Source organism: Vibrio sp. V38_P2S17PM301, from assembly GCF_009904845.1.
GTDB classification, from domain to species: Bacteria; Pseudomonadota; Gammaproteobacteria; order Enterobacterales; family Vibrionaceae; genus Vibrio; species Vibrio proteolyticus.
Genome location: NZ_WXWO01000042.1, coordinates 1 through 14,585, shown reverse-complemented (window position 1 = coordinate 14,585; position 14,585 = coordinate 1). Strand labels below are relative to the sequence as shown.

General features: G+C 52.1%; 12 protein-coding genes and 4 tRNA genes. 15 read left to right on the top strand and 1 reads right to left on the bottom strand.

The features are described 5' to 3' along the window. Positions 1 to 20: 20 nt before the first annotated feature. The 5 genes from truD (at position 21) to rpoS (ending at position 4,495) form a co-directional block, all read left to right on the top strand. A complete protein-coding gene (truD, locus tag CAG64_RS09420) occupies positions 21 to 1,064 on the top strand; it encodes a tRNA pseudouridine(13) synthase TruD (RefSeq protein ID WP_161453816.1) in 1,044 nt (347 codons plus the stop codon). Between the two features lie 3 nt (positions 1,065 to 1,067). Next, entirely contained in the window at positions 1,068 to 1,823 is a 756-nt protein-coding gene (surE, locus tag CAG64_RS09415; protein WP_021707359.1) for a 5'/3'-nucleotidase SurE, read from the top strand. A 2-nt stretch (positions 1,824 to 1,825) separates the two neighbouring features. After that, the gene (locus CAG64_RS09410) at positions 1,826 to 2,452 is read left to right on the top strand and encodes a protein-L-isoaspartate(D-aspartate) O-methyltransferase (RefSeq protein WP_040903252.1); all 627 of its coding nucleotides are present in this window, start codon (positions 1,826 to 1,828) and stop codon (positions 2,450 to 2,452) included. Positions 2,453 to 2,455: 3 nt separating this feature from the next. Further along, the gene (nlpD, locus tag CAG64_RS09405) at positions 2,456 to 3,421 is read left to right on the top strand and encodes a murein hydrolase activator NlpD (protein WP_161488590.1); all 966 of its coding nucleotides are present in this window, start codon (positions 2,456 to 2,458) and stop codon (positions 3,419 to 3,421) included. A 72-nt stretch (positions 3,422 to 3,493) separates the two neighbouring features. Continuing rightward, positions 3,494 to 4,495, top strand: a complete 1,002-nt coding sequence (rpoS, locus tag CAG64_RS09400) for an RNA polymerase sigma factor RpoS (protein WP_021707362.1) — start codon at positions 3,494 to 3,496, stop codon at positions 4,493 to 4,495. Positions 4,496 to 4,548: 53 nt separating this feature from the next. Here rpoS and mutS read toward each other — a convergent pair whose 3' ends face one another. Next, the gene (mutS, locus tag CAG64_RS09395; protein ID WP_161488591.1) at positions 4,549 to 7,113 is read right to left on the bottom strand and encodes a DNA mismatch repair protein MutS; all 2,565 of its coding nucleotides are present in this window, start codon (positions 7,111 to 7,113) and stop codon (positions 4,549 to 4,551) included. Positions 7,114 to 7,198: 85 nt separating this feature from the next. Here mutS and pncC point away from each other — a divergent pair, with 85 nt between their 5' ends. The 10 genes from pncC to CAG64_RS09345 all read left to right on the top strand — a co-directional run bounded on the left by pncC (position 7,199) and on the right by CAG64_RS09345 (position 14,495). Next, a complete protein-coding gene (gene pncC, locus CAG64_RS09390) occupies positions 7,199 to 7,684 on the top strand; it encodes a nicotinamide-nucleotide amidase (RefSeq protein ID WP_161453820.1) in 486 nt (161 codons plus the stop codon). Positions 7,685 to 7,864: 180 nt separating this feature from the next. Continuing rightward, positions 7,865 to 8,914, top strand: a complete 1,050-nt coding sequence (recA, locus tag CAG64_RS09385) for a recombinase RecA (RefSeq protein ID WP_021707505.1) — start codon at positions 7,865 to 7,867, stop codon at positions 8,912 to 8,914. 63 nt (positions 8,915 to 8,977) lie between these two features. Further along, positions 8,978 to 9,442, top strand: a complete 465-nt coding sequence (gene recX, locus CAG64_RS09380) for a recombination regulator RecX (protein ID WP_161452733.1) — start codon at positions 8,978 to 8,980, stop codon at positions 9,440 to 9,442. Positions 9,443 to 9,588: 146 nt separating this feature from the next. Beyond that, positions 9,589 to 12,171, top strand: coding sequence for an alanine--tRNA ligase (gene alaS, locus CAG64_RS09375; RefSeq protein WP_161488592.1), 2,583 nt, complete (start codon positions 9,589 to 9,591; stop codon positions 12,169 to 12,171). Positions 12,172 to 12,369: 198 nt separating this feature from the next. Beyond that, positions 12,370 to 13,557 (top strand): aspartate kinase, encoded by a 1,188-nt coding sequence (locus tag CAG64_RS09370; protein WP_161452737.1) that lies wholly within the window; start codon positions 12,370 to 12,372, stop codon positions 13,555 to 13,557. Between the two features lie 92 nt (positions 13,558 to 13,649). Next, positions 13,650 to 13,847 carry a carbon storage regulator CsrA gene (gene csrA / locus CAG64_RS09365; RefSeq protein ID WP_004415691.1) on the top strand — a complete coding sequence of 66 codons (198 nt, stop codon included), beginning with the start codon at positions 13,650 to 13,652 and terminating at the stop codon, positions 13,845 to 13,847. Between the two features lie 184 nt (positions 13,848 to 14,031). Continuing rightward, positions 14,032 to 14,124 (top strand) — tRNA-Ser (locus CAG64_RS09360). 33 nt (positions 14,125 to 14,157) lie between these two features. Further along, positions 14,158 to 14,234, top strand: a tRNA-Arg gene (locus CAG64_RS09355). A gap of 23 nt (positions 14,235 to 14,257) precedes the next feature. After that, a tRNA-Ser gene (locus CAG64_RS09350) sits at positions 14,258 to 14,350 on the top strand. 68 nt (positions 14,351 to 14,418) lie between these two features. Further along, positions 14,419 to 14,495 (top strand) — tRNA-Arg (locus tag CAG64_RS09345). Positions 14,496 to 14,585 lie beyond the last annotated feature (90 nt).

The window sequence follows — 14,585 nt, the reverse complement described above, 5'->3', positions numbered from 1 at the left end:
CGGATGAGTAGAAACTGAATATGTCCGATATGTTATCCCCTCTGGCCTACCTGAATGGTGTGCCAAAAGCCAAAGCCAAACTGAAAGCACAACCACAGCATTTTCAGGTCCGGGAAGATCTGGGTTATGAGTTGTCTGGTCAGGGCGAACACTTGATGGTGCGGATTCGCAAAACCGGTGAAAACACCAGCTTTGTGGCCAATGAACTGGCAAAAGCGTGCGGCGTGAAATCGAAAGATGTCAGTTGGGCGGGTCTGAAAGACCGTCATGCTGTGACAGAGCAATGGCTGAGTGTCCATCTGCCTGGTGGCGACGCACCGGATTTCGATGCCTTTCTGAAGCAATACCCAAGCATTGAAATTCTGGCGGTGACACGTCATCACAAAAAATTGCGCCCCGGCGATCTCAAAGGGAATCATTTTACGCTGACTTTGTCTGAAGTCTCTGATACAGAAGATGTTTTGCAACGTTTGTCTGCAATTGCTGAGACTGGCGTACCGAACTATTTCGGCAGTCAGCGGTTTGGTAACCAGGGGAACAACGTCAATGAAGCCCGTCGCTGGGGGCGTGAGAACGTTCGTACCCGTAACCAGAACAAGCGCAGCCTGTATCTGTCGGCGGCCCGTTCGTGGATCTTCAACCATATCGTGTCTGCGCGGATTGAGCAGGGAGCGTTCGATCGAGTTGTGGAAGGCGACATTGCGCTGACAGGCGAGGGATCGACGCTGGTGGAGGCCGACCAGGTGGCGGCGTTCAATCTTCAGCTTGAGCGCGGTGAAGTACAAATCAGCGCGGCGATGGCGGGCGATAATGCGCTGCCGACGCAGGCGCAGGCACTGGCTCTTGAACAACCACAACTGGACGCTGAGCCGGATCTGATGGCGTTGATTCGGGGTAACCGGATGCGTCATGAGCGTCGACCAGTGGCGCTAAAAGCGCAGGACCTCAGCTGGCAGGTCGACGGCAACAATATAACCCTGCACTTCTCTTTGGACGCGGGTTGCTTCGCAACGGCGATTGTACGAGAGTTAGTGGAAGAAATTCCGGTAGAGCGTGTGTACTAAGTCATGGAAAGACCACTAAAAATTTTAATCAGTAATGATGATGGTGTGTATGCGGAAGGGATACATGCCTTAGCACAGGAGTTGCGTGATCTGGCGGAAATTACCATTGTCGCGCCGGATCGTAACCGCAGTGGCGCCTCGAACTCACTGACGCTTGAGCAGCCGCTACGTGTCACCCAAATCGCTGAAAGGACGTATTCAGTGCAGGGAACGCCGACCGACTGTGTCCACTTTGCACTCAATGAGTTGATGAAAGATGATCTGCCAGATCTGGTGTTGAGCGGCATCAATCATGGCGCCAATCTTGGTGACGATGTGCTCTATTCGGGAACCGTGGCGGCGGCGATGGAAGGACACTTTCTCGGAGTGCAGGCGATTGCGTTCTCGCTGGTCGGTAAACACCATTTTACCACCGCAGCCCGGGTTGCCCGTCAACTGGTGGAACAACACATTGAAAAACCGATTCCGACCAATCGTTTACTCAATGTTAACGTTCCGGATCTTGCCAGTGCGGCCCTGAAAGGGGTAAAAATAACGCGTCTGGGTGCGCGTCATCATGCGGAAAACATGATTAAACAACTTGACCCTCGCGGTCATGACATCTATTGGCTTGGTCCGCCGGGCAAAGAGCAGGATGCCGGCGAAGGGACGGATTTCCATGCCACTGAACAAGGCTGGGTATCGGTCACTCCGTTGCAGGTCGATTTGACCGCGCATGAGTCTTTGCAGAGTATGGATAACTGGCTGAAGGACCGATGATCATGACCAACCCACATGCCGACAAATTAGTGGAACGCCTTGTCGCCAGTGGCATCCAGGATCCGCAGGTACTGAATGCGATCTATACCTTGCCACGCGAGAACTTTGTCTCGCAGGCAATGTTGCATCAGGCCTATGACAATAACGCACTGCCGATTGGCCACGGACAAACCATTTCTCAACCTTATATCGTGGCCAAAATGACGGAAATGCTTGCGCTTAAGCGCACCAGTAAAGTTCTGGAAATCGGGACTGGCAGCGGTTATCAGACCGCCGTGTTGGCGCAACTGGTGGAGCATGTGTATTCCGTCGAACGGATTAAAGCCCTGCAATGGGATGCGAAGCGGCGCCTGAAACAGCTCGATATTTACAATGTCTCGACCAAGCACGCCGATGGCTGGCAGGGCTGGGCCGCGAAAGCGCCGTTTGATGCGATCATCGTAACGGCCGCGGCAGAAACCCTGCCGCAAGCCTTGATGGCGCAACTTAATGACGGTGGTGTGCTGGTGATCCCGGTCGGCACTGAAGAACAAGCCCTGATGAAAGTCACTCGCCATGGCGATGAGTTTACATCGGAAGTAATTGAAATGGTGCGTTTCGTACCCCTGATAGCAGGTGATCTCGCGTAACCCATGAGTATGTGGTCTAAATCGATACTGATGTTTGGCCTTAGCAGCACATTGATTGGATGTGCTGCGCATTCCCCTGCGCCAGTGTCTGGATTGAAACGCGACTACAACTCTGTGGAGCGAGGTAGTTACCGTGGCAGCTACTACCAGGTTGAACGTGGCGATACGCTGTATTTCATCGCCTACATCACAGGCAAAGATGTAAATGATCTGATTCGTTACAATAACTTGGATGCGCCTTATACCATTCACCCTGGACAGAAACTCAAGCTTTGGCGTCCGACTTACGTGCCACCGGCCTACGGCGGAACCGGCGCTGGGGCAGCGAAAGAAACCACCAGTGTTGCAGCCGCTACGGCTGTCGTGGCTTCAGCCGCGGCTACTAGCGCTGGCAGTACAGCCGCCACCAAACCGGTTGTGACCAATTCGAGTAAAAACTCGAATCAAAAGGTTACGTCTACGGGTTCAAAAAATAACCAAAAACAGGTCAAAAAAGAACCAGAAAAGAAGGTTGAACAATCCAAACCAAAGGAGTATGTTGGCAGTACAAGTAAACAAAATGTTAACAAAACTGTCAGCAGTTCGACACCAAAAAACGACAAAGTAACCAAATGGTTATGGCCAACAAAAGGGAGAGTGATTAAGAACTTTTCTGCAGGAGATCAGGGCAACCGAGGGATAGACATCGCAGGGCAGCGTGGTCAATCCATCACATCGACTGCAGCAGGCACCGTAGTTTATTCAGGTAATGCGCTCCGGGGTTACGGTAATCTGGTGATTATAAAACATAATGACAACTATCTGAGTGCGTATGCCCATAATGATCGGTTGCTTGTACACGAAGGACAGAGTGTGAAAGCAGGCCAAAAGATTGCGACCATGGGAAGTTCGGGTACCAACAGTGTGCGCTTGCACTTTGAAATTCGCTACCAGGGTAAGTCGGTGAATCCAAAGCGCTACTTACCGTAGATTTACTTGTACTGAGTAATGAAGCGACATTAAAAGCGGTAATGTCTTGCTAGCTCGCCAGGGGGAGGCACTATGAGTATCAGCAACACAGCAACAAAACTCCAAGAATTCGATGCAGATTCGGATACCGAAGCGATGGAAATGCTTGAGGTAGAAGAGAGCGCCGAAAACAATTCTAGTAACAATTCATCCACTGATGACACCAAAGAAGAGTTTGAGGTTACCAGCAAAAGCTTGGACGCCACACAACTCTACCTCAGTGAAATCGGCTTTTCGCCGCTCCTGACTGCTGAAGAAGAAGTGCTGTATGCTCGTCGGGCGCTACGAGGCGATGAAGCAGCCCGCCGACGTATGATTGAAAGTAACTTGCGCTTGGTGGTGAAAATTTCCCGTCGTTACAGCAACCGTGGCCTGGCGCTACTGGATCTGATCGAAGAGGGGAATCTGGGGCTTATCCGCGCGGTCGAAAAATTCGACCCGGAACGCGGCTTCCGTTTTTCAACATATGCGACCTGGTGGATCCGTCAGACCATTGAACGGGCCCTGATGAACCAGACGCGCACCATACGTCTGCCGATCCACGTGGTCAAAGAACTCAATATCTATCTGCGTACTGCGCGTGAACTGTCGCAGAAACTGGATCACGAGCCCACCGCAGAAGAAATTGCCACTCAACTGGACAAGCCGGTCGATGACGTTAGCAAAATGCTGCGTCTCAACGAACGCGTCAGCTCTGTCGACACGCCGATTGGCGGTGACGGTGAGAAAGCACTGCTGGACATTATTCCGGACGTGAATAATTCCGATCCGGAGCTGTCGACTCAGGATGACGACATCAAAACCTCGTTGATTGACTGGCTGGATGAACTGAACCCGAAACAAAAAGAGGTGCTGGCTCGCCGCTTTGGGTTGTTGGGGTATGAACCGTCGACGCTGGAAGAAGTCGGTCGTGAAATTAACCTGACTCGCGAGCGCGTGCGTCAGATTCAGGTTGAAGGGTTACGTCGTTTACGCGAAATCCTGGTCAAGCAGGGGCTGAATATGGAAAACCTGTTCAGCGTTGAAGACGAGTAACGGGCGACATAGGAAAAGGGCGATGGTGAACCATCGCCCTTTTTTGTGCCGTTTTAGAGCAGTTTTTTCAGTCGGTACAACTCTTCCAGTGCCTGACGAGGCGTAAGATCGTCGGGATCTATGTTCGCCAGAGCTTCTTCCACTTCGCTTGGCTCCGGGATCAAACTGAGTTGATTGGCGATATCAACGCCGTTGCCTTTCGCCGGCGTGTCACCGAGGTGGCTGAGTTGTTCTAACTGATGCAGCTTAGTACGCGCATTTTTGATCACGCTTTTCGGTACACCCGCCAGGCCGGCCACCGCTAGACCGTACGATTTACTGGCGGCCCCTTCCTGCACTGCGTGCATGAAGGCAATGCTGTCACCATGTTCGACCGCGTCTAAATGTACATTCGCCAGGTGCGGCAGTTGCGCCGGTAATTCGGTTAGTTCGAAGTAGTGCGTGGCAAACAGGGTCATAGCACCGATTTGTGTCGCCAGCCACTCCGCGCTGGCCCAGGCCAGTGACAGACCGTCGTAAGTACTGGTACCACGACCAATTTCATCCATCAAGACCAAGCTGTTCTGTGTCGCGTTGTGCAGGATATTGGCCGTTTCCGTCATCTCGACCATGAAAGTAGAGCGCCCGGAAGCTAGATCGTCCGAGGCGCCAATACGGGTGAAGATACGATCAATGGAACCGATTTGCGCTGCTTCCGCTGGCACATAGGAACCGATGTGTGCCATCAGAGCGATCAAGGCAGTCTGGCGCATGTACGTCGACTTACCGCCCATGTTCGGACCGGTAATGATCAGCATCTTACGTTGTGGATGCAGTTCGATCGGGTTGGCGATAAACGGTTCGTCCATCACCTGTTCCACCACGGGGTGGCGGCCAGCTTGAATATGGATGCCCGCTGCCTGCGTCAGGCTCGGGCGGCAGTAGTCGAGCGAGTCAGCACGTTCGGCCAGGTTTTGCAGGACATCCAACTGAGACAGAGCCGAGGCTAAGTTCTGCATCTGCTCGAGATGGGGCATCAGCAAGTCAAACAGCTCTTCCCACAGCTGTTTTTCCAGCGACAGCGCCTTGGATTTGGAGTTCAGCACTTTGTCTTCGTGTTCTTTGAGCTCCGGAATGATGTAACGTTCGGCGTTTTTCAGTGTCTGACGGCGAACGTAATGCGGCGGCACCAGATGGCTTTGCCCACGGCTGACCTGAATAAAGAAACCATGCACGTTGTTGTAGCCGACTTTGAGGCTGTCGATGCCATGGCGTTCTCGCTCTTCCGCCTCCATCTGGTCGAGGAACTCGGTGGCACCGTCCGCCAGATTACGCCACTCGTCCAGCTCTGCATTGTAGCCTTCGGCAATCACGCCACCATCACGAATCACCACCGGTGGATTCTCTTTGATTGCGCGTTCCAGCAGACCGCACACTTCGTTCATCGGAGCGGTGAACTGGGCCAGTTTACCCAGATAGGGATGGCGGACGCTCTCGAGCAGTCCGCTCAGTTCCGGCAACTGCTGCATGGCATTTCGCAACCGGGCCATGTCGCGGGGACGGGCACTGCGCAGGGCCAATCGGGCAAGAATACGCTCGATATCGCCGATCTGTTTTAGAACCGGGTGCAGATCCGCAAACAGCGCCTGATCCCGCAGTTCTCCGATCGCATCCAGACGCTGATTAAGCGTATCAATGCAGCGCATCGGCTGATGCAGCCAGCGCTTGAGCATGCGGCTGCCCATTGGCGTCGCCGTGCGATCCAGCACATCGGCTAAGGTGTTGTCCGTGCCACCGGACAGGTTTTGCGTGATTTCCAGATTGCGCCGGGTAGCGGCATCCAGAATGACCGAATGATCCTGACGATCAAACGTCAGAGAGCGGATGTGTGGCAGTGCTGTGCGTTGTGTGTCTTTGACGTATTGGATCAGGCACCCAGCCGCACACAGGCCGAGTTTGGCGTGCTCCACACCAAAACCAATCAGATCCCGGGTGCCAAACTGCTGGTTGAGTTGTTGCTTGGCGGTATCGAGTTCAAACTCCCACACCGGACGACGACGGTTGCCGTTGCGGTTCGACATCAGGTGAACCGGTTCAAAGTCTTCCGGGAACAGCAGTTCACGAGGTGAGGTACGCTGCAATTCTGCCTGCATGGCTTCTTCGCTCTGCGGCTCGCTCAACTGGAAGCGACCTGAGGTAATATCCAGCGTGGCATAACCGAACTGGCCATCGTGATAGTAGATCGCCGCAATCAGGTTATCGACGCGCTCAGACAGCAGCGCTTCGTCGGTGACGGTGCCCGGAGTGACAATTCTGACCACTTTGCGCTCTACCGGGCCTTTACTGGTCGCCGGATCGCCGATTTGTTCACAGATGGCCACCGACTCGCCCAGTTGCACCAGTTTGGCCAGATACCCTTCCACGGCGTGAAAAGGCACGCCAGCCATCGGGATCGGTTCACCGGCGGAAGCGCCACGCTTGGTCAGAGAGATATCCAGCAGCTGTGAAGCGCGCTTGGCGTCGTCATAAAAAAGCTCGTAGAAATCTCCCATGCGGTAAAACAGCAATATCTCCGGATTCTCAGCTTTGAGCTTGAGGTATTGCTGCATCATTGGAGTGTGTTTTTGATCAGCTTTCACGGGTTACGTCTTTTGTTTATTTTCATAGCGGCTTAGGATACGTGAATCCTAATCGGGCGAAAAGGCACAAAGAGGTTTTTCAGTCATGGAATTACACATCTCACTCAGTCAGAAATTGGGCGCATTGCTGCGCGATAATCAGCACGTGATGACCACGGCTGAATCCTGCACGGGAGGAGGAGTTGCCAGCGCTGTGACCGATGTTGCGGGTAGCTCACAATGGTTTGATCGCGCGTTTGTCACCTACAGCAACGCGGCAAAAATGGAAATGCTGGGGGTCAGTGAGGCAACACTGGCGCAGCATGGCGCCGTCAGTGAGCCTGTGGTCAAAGAAATGGTGCTGGGGGCGCTCCAGCATTCTCATGCCACCATCGGGGTGGCGATCAGCGGTATTGCGGGTCCTGATGGCGGCAGTGAGGACAAACCTGTAGGAACGGTCTGTTTTGGTTTTGCCGATCAGCCGGGCTGGTTGCAGATTGAAACTTGTCATTTTGCAGGCGATCGTGCCACGGTGCGCGCCAAAGCGGTGACACATGCGCTGAACGTGATCTGCCAGCATCTTGAAGACTAACGCTGCGAAAGAGCGATCCGCTGGCTTTGGCCACGGAGCACGCGCAGCCGCACAACTTTTTTTCATACAGCTATGGACACTGTATGAATCAACAGTATAATAAACAACAATTCAACTCACCAATGTGAGTTCAACCAGATTCAGTTCGCCACCGTCTGGGTGTGCACAACGGAGAAAGTGATGGACGAGAACAAACAGAAAGCGCTGGCCGCCGCGTTAGGTCAGATTGAAAAACAATTCGGTAAAGGCTCAATCATGCGCCTGGGTGACAACCGTACGATGGATGTTGAAACCATCTCGACCGGTTCACTTTCTCTGGACATCGCTCTGGGTGCGGGTGGTCTGCCAATGGGCCGTATCGTTGAAGTTTACGGTCCTGAGTCGTCTGGTAAAACCACGCTGACTCTGGAACTGATCGCCGCTGCGCAACGTGAAGGAAAAACGTGTGCTTTTATCGATGCCGAGCACGCACTGGATCCGATTTACGCTAAGAAGCTGGGCGTAGACATTGATGCGCTGCTGGTGTCTCAGCCGGACACGGGTGAACAGGCACTGGAAATCTGTGACGCATTGGCACGTTCTGGTGCGATTGACGTGATGGTGGTGGACTCGGTTGCCGCACTGACACCAAAAGCGGAAATCGAAGGTGAGATGGGCGACAGTCACATGGGTCTGCAAGCACGTATGCTGTCTCAGGCAATGCGTAAGTTGACGGGTAACCTGAAACAGTCGAACTGTATGTGTATTTTCATCAACCAGATCCGAATGAAGATTGGTGTGATGTTTGGTAACCCGGAAACAACTACCGGTGGTAACGCGCTGAAATTCTACGCCTCTGTGCGTCTGGATATCCGTCGTACCGGCTCCATCAAAGAAGGCGATGAAGTGGTTGGTAACGAAACCCGCATCAAAGTGGTGAAGAACAAGATCGCGGCGCCATTCAAACAAGCCGAAACACAGATTCTGTACGGTCAGGGTTTCAACCGTGAAGGTGAACTGGTTGATCTGGGTGTGAAACACAAACTGGTGGAAAAAGCTGGTGCATGGTACAGCTACAATGGCGAGAAAATCGGCCAGGGTAAAGCAAACGCGTGCAAGTTCCTGAGAGAGAACACCGAGGCGGCTAAAGCCATCGATGCGAAGTTGCGTGAGATGCTGCTGACGCCAGCGTTGGCGGAAGAGCCTCAGGCTGGCGCCGGTGAAATGCCGGAGCAGGAAGAAGAGTTTTAAGCACTTTCCAAATAGTCAAAGCCCTGCCTGTGCGGGGCTTTTGTTTATCTGAGCAAGCAAACTATGTATCAGAGAAATACACCACCGACCTTGTCGGTCAAAGAAGCCGCGGTGCAACTGCTGAGCCGTCGTGATCACGGTGAGTATGAGCTGTACCAGAAGCTGGCGGTCAAAGGTTACCCGAGTGAAGAGATCGAGGCGGCTATCCTTTTCTGTCTTGAGCACCAGTTTCTCGATGATCTGCGTTACGCCAAAAGCCAGATCCGTCAACACGTCTACAAAGGCCATGGTGAGCGCCGGATCCGTCAGGAACTGAAGCAAAAGCGGGTAGCCGATGCGGTGATCGACGAAGCGTTTGAGCACGAACCCCAAGACTGGTTTGAACTGGCCAGACAGACCGCAGAGAAAAAATTCAAAGGTGTCGTTCCCCAGGATCAGAAAGAATACGCCAAACAAGTCCGTTTTCTGCAGTATCGCGGGTTCAGCTTTGAGCAAATCAGTTATGCCTTGACCGCGCAGCCGGATTAACGGTACCAATTCTCCCACCGCATTTCCGCAACTTAGCGGGTTCATACCCGGCAATTGTAGCTTTTCTGCAAGAAAACTAGTCGAAGAGTTCGCCATGATCTACAATACGGCAAAATTTTCACTCGACTATTTTCAGGAAGAGCTGCATGTACATGAGCACTGATGAGGTTCGTAACGCGTTCCTCAAATTCTTTGAGAGCAAAGGACACCAAATCGTAGAAAGTTCATCTTTGGTTCCACACAACGACCCAACCCTGCTGTTTACAAACGCAGGGATGAACCAGTTTAAAGACTGCTTCCTGGGTCTGGAAAAGCGAGCCTACACTCGAGCGACTACGGCACAGCGCTGTGTACGTGCTGGTGGTAAACACAACGACCTGGAAAACGTTGGTTTTACTGCCCGCCACCATACTTTTTTTGAAATGTTGGGTAACTTCAGTTTTGGCGATTACTTCAAAGAAGACGCGATTGCGTTTGCCTGGGAGTTTCTGACTGAAGTACTGAAGCTGCCGCAAGAGCGTCTGCTGGTGACCGTGTACGAAACCGATGACGAAGCTTTTGATATCTGGAATAAGAAAATCGGTGTTCCTGCTGATCGCATCGTACGCATCGGTGATAAACCTGGTGGTAAAGCTTACGAGTCTGATAACTTCTGGCAGATGGGGGATACCGGTCCTTGTGGTCCATGTACTGAGATCTTCTACGATCACGGTGAGCACATCTGGGGTGGCCGTCCGGGTACACCGGAAGAAGATGGTGACCGTTTCATCGAGATCTGGAACAACGTATTCATGCAGTTCAACCGCCACGCTGATGGCACAATGGAACCGCTGCCAAAACCGTCGGTGGATACCGGTATGGGTATCGAGCGCATCTCTGCCATCATGCAAGGCGTTCACTCAAACTACGAAATCGACGTATTCCAGACACTGATCAAAGCGGCGGCTGAAGTCATTGGTTACCAAGACCTGTCGAACCAGTCTCTGCGCGTTATCGCAGACCACATCCGTTCATGCTCATTCCTGATCGTGGATGGCGTGATGCCTTCCAACGAAGGGCGTGGTTATGTGCTACGTCGTATCATTCGTCGTGCTGTCCGTCATGGAAACAAGCTCGGCGCGCAGGGAGCATTCTTCTACAAACTGGTCGGCGTACTTGCAGACATCATGGGCACTGCCGGTGAAGAACTGAAACGCCAGCAAGCGGTAGTCGAAAAAGTCCTGCGTATCGAAGAAGAAAACTTCGGTCGCACACTTGAGCGCGGCATGGCGATTCTAAATGAAGCGCTAGACGGCCTGGATGGCAAAGTGCTTGACGGCGAAACCGTATTCAAACTGTACGATACTTACGGCTTCCCAGCTGACTTAACCAACGACGTTGCGCGTGAACGTGAGTTCGCGATTGATGAAGAAGGTTTCGAGAAAGCCATGGAAGAGCAGCGCCAGCGTGCGCGTGAAGCGGGTCAATTCGGTACAGACTATAACGCAGCCATCAAAGTTGATACGCAGACTGAATTCTGTGGCTACGCGGGGACAAAAGGTTCTAGCTCAGTGGCTGCAATGTTCGTTGAAGGCAACGAAGTGGATTCTCTATCTGCGGGCGACAAAGCGATCATCGTGCTGGGTGAAACACCATTCTACGCCGAGTCTGGTGGTCAATGTGGTGATGCGGGTGAAATCCGCACTGAAGCCGGTGTATTCCGTGTAGAAGACACTCAAAAACTAGGCAACGCAATCGCCCACCACGGTGTTATGGCGGAAGGCGTTCTGGCCAAAGGCGATGAAGTCGCCACTATCGTTGACGCAGAGCGCCGCGCGGCTATCTCGCTAAACCACTCAGCAACGCACTTGTTGCACGCTGCGCTGCGTCAGGTTCTGGGTGAGCACGTAACGCAAAAAGGCTCTCTGGTGAAAGCAGAAAACCTACGTTTTGACTTTTCACACCTAGAGGCCGTAACGGCAGCAGAGCTGAAAGAAGTTGAGCGCCTGGTCAACGCGCAAATTCGTCGTAACCACATTATCGAAACCAACGTCATGGACATTGAGTCTGCGAAGAAGAAAGGCGCAATGGCGCTGTTTGGCGAGAAATACGATGACGAAGTACGCGTTCTGTCCATGGGGGATTTCTCGACAGAGCTTTGTGGTGGTATCCACGCAGCTAATACGGGCGATATTGGTTTGTTCAAGATCACATCTGAGAGCGGTATCGCGGCAGGTATCCGTCGTATTGAAGCGGTAACTGGTGAAGCGGCTCTGGATGCGATCGAAGCGCTACAAATGAAATCGGAAGAGAAGCTGTCTGAAGCGGCCGCCAAAGCGAAAGCGTTGGAAAAAGAAATTCAGCAATTGAAAGACAAACTGGCGTCACAAGCCAGTGCCAGTCTGACGGATCAGGTGAAAGACATCGCAGGTGTGAAAGTGTTGGTGGCGCAATTAGACGGCGCGGACAACAAAGCGCTGCGTGGCATGGTGGATGAGCTGAAAAACCAATTGGGTAGCGGCATCATCATGCTGGGCAACGTCGCAGGCGATAAAGTGGGCCTGATTGCCGGTGTCACCAAAGATCTGACTGGCAAAGTGAAAGCGGGTGAACTGGTCAACATGGTGGCGCAGCAAGTTGGCGGCAAAGGTGGTGGCCGTCCTGATATGGCTCAGGCTGGTGGTACGGATGCAGGAGCTTTGCCATCCGCACTAGAGTCTGTAGACGCTTGGATTGCCGAGCGTCTGTAATCACATAAAAACCTACGCTCAATCAATAAATTTTGATTGGGCGTAATTTTTTTCTGACAACCAAGTGGTTTAATTGGTGAAAATTTCGTCACGCCAATTATGCTGCTTGGTTTTTGTTATAACAGACCGTCTGAATACCCAATTTATTGCGTATAAGGCGGTCCCAATGAGACGTATGTCTTGGGAAGGTGAAGACTGGTGAAAAAGCCCCTTATCGTGCAAAAGTTTGGCGGAACCTCAGTGGGTTCAATTGAAAGAATCCACACGGTCGCTGAACACATCATTAGAGCGAAGAATGATGGTAATCAAGTTGTCGTGGTGGTATCGGCAATGTCTGGTGAGACTAATCGTCTGATGGAACTGGCCAAACAGGTAGACAGTGTACCCACCGCACGCGAACTTGATGTTTTGCTCTCTGCCGGTGAGCAAGTGTCGATGGCACTGCTGGCGATGACGCTCAATAAATTGGGCTATGCCGCACGCTCTCTGACCGGAGCACAAGCGAACATTGTGACGGACAATCAACACAATGACGCAACGATTAAGCATATTGATACCGCTACCATTGATGACCTGCTGGCGCAGGAGCACATCGTAATTGTGGCTGGATTCCAGGGTATCAATGAAAATGGGGACATCACCACGTTAGGACGCGGTGGCTCAGACACCACAGCCGTGACACTGGCTGGCGCGCTGAAAGCCGATGAGTGTCAGATCTTTACCGATGTTGACGGTATATACACCTGCGATCCCCGTGTCGTGAAGCAGGCTCAGAAACTGGATGTGATAGACTTCCCATCGATGGAAGAGATGGCACGTAAAGGGGCGAAAGTCCTGCATCTGCCATCGGTGCAGTTTGCCTGGGCGAACAATGTGCCGTTGCGGGTGTTGTCGACGTTTGACGTCAATGCCGGCAGTCTGGTGAAAGGGGAAGTTTGCCCGAAAGCGGTCTGCGGTTTGGCTATCCAGCGTGATTTGGTCACCTTGGATGTTGAGGCCGAACATTTGTCCGGCATGCTCACGCAGTGTCAGATGTTGGGGATTGCGGTATGGAATGTGATCGAACATCCAGAACAGACAGCGATCGTCATAAAACAGGATGCGTGCGCTAAGTTGGGGCTGGTTTTCGGCGATAAAATCCGCAATAGTGAACCGGTTAGCTTACTGACGGCGGTCGGGTTGCAGGTTAGCAGTATGCTGGATAGCGCCTATCAGTTGTTGGCTGAGCAGGGGATCGATGTGTTGCAACATCACTGTGCCCAGCAGTCACTGATGCTGGCCCTGTTGCCAGAATGTGTCGACAAAGCGGCTAACATACTGCATGATGCGTATATTACCTCAAATGAAGCGATAGAGATCCAACAAAAACAAGTCTTTTTGGGTTGATTTCTCGTTCCAAGAGAGTTTACGAAAATATAACTTTTGTTGGATAATAGCTTCGTAGCAAGAAATATCAGAGATTACTCAAGGAGCAAAGAATGCTAATTTTGACTCGCCGTGTAGGCGAAACTCTAATGATTGGTGATGAAGTCACAGTAACAGTGCTGGGTGTGAAAGGTAACCAGGTACGCATCGGTGTAAACGCTCCGAAAGAAGTTTCTGTGCATCGCGAAGAAATCTACATGCGCATTCAAGCTGAAAAAGGTAATGGTAACGTTGCGTCTGGCAACTACTAATTACTCAGAGAGGCTGGCCGGTTGGCTGGCCTTTTTTGTCTCTGTAGATTGGAGATTTATAACGAAAAGTGTGAATAACCGCCGCTTTGATTAAATAGCCAACGGTTAAGCGACTTTTTCCTTTTTTTACCAAGAAAATGTTTGACTTATTTTTGGTAAATCGTAATATGTGCCTCCGCAAGACGGTGAGGTGGCCGAGAGGCTGAAGGCGCTCCCCTGCTAAGGGAGTATACGGTTTGTAGCCGTATCGAGGGTTCGAATCCCTCCCTCACCGCCATTCTTGCACTGCTTAATGATATTAAGCCACAGCGCGTCCGTAGCTCAGCTGGATAGAGTACCTGGCTACGAACCAGGCGGTCGGAGGTTCGAATCCTCCCGGACGCGCCATATTTCTTCTGGAATATGAAAGTGGTGAGGTGGCCGAGAGGCTGAAGGCGCTCCCCTGCTAAGGGAGTATACGGTTTGTAGCCGTATCGAGGGTTCGAATCCCTCCCTCACCGCCATTTATTGACGATTGAGTCAATTTTTTTGTTCCAAAAGAAGTTGATTGTGATATAGTTCACAACCTTGCGCGCTCGTAGCTCAGCTGGATAGAGTACCTGGCTACGAACCAGGCGGTCGGAGGTTCGAATCCTCCCGAGCGCGCCATTATTTCAGTTTGATGAGTTTGCAAAAGCTGATTGAACATCCCGTGCGTCCTTAGCTCAGCTGGATAGAGTACCTGGCTACGAACCAGGC

Coding starts and splice junctions, on each gene's coding strand:
- truD (WP_161453816.1), top strand. CDS start 21: ATGTCCGATATGTTATCCCCTCTGGCCTACCTGAATGGTGTGCCAAAA.
- surE (WP_021707359.1), top strand. CDS start 1,068: ATGGAAAGACCACTAAAAATTTTAATCAGTAATGATGATGGTGTGTAT.
- CAG64_RS09410 (WP_040903252.1), top strand. CDS start 1,826: ATGACCAACCCACATGCCGACAAATTAGTGGAACGCCTTGTCGCCAGT.
- nlpD (WP_161488590.1), top strand. CDS start 2,456: ATGAGTATGTGGTCTAAATCGATACTGATGTTTGGCCTTAGCAGCACA.
- rpoS (WP_021707362.1), top strand. CDS start 3,494: ATGAGTATCAGCAACACAGCAACAAAACTCCAAGAATTCGATGCAGAT.
- pncC (WP_161453820.1), top strand. CDS start 7,199: ATGGAATTACACATCTCACTCAGTCAGAAATTGGGCGCATTGCTGCGC.
- recA (WP_021707505.1), top strand. CDS start 7,865: ATGGACGAGAACAAACAGAAAGCGCTGGCCGCCGCGTTAGGTCAGATT.
- recX (WP_161452733.1), top strand. CDS start 8,978: ATGTATCAGAGAAATACACCACCGACCTTGTCGGTCAAAGAAGCCGCG.
- alaS (WP_161488592.1), top strand. CDS start 9,589: ATGTACATGAGCACTGATGAGGTTCGTAACGCGTTCCTCAAATTCTTT.
- csrA (WP_004415691.1), top strand. CDS start 13,650: ATGCTAATTTTGACTCGCCGTGTAGGCGAAACTCTAATGATTGGTGAT.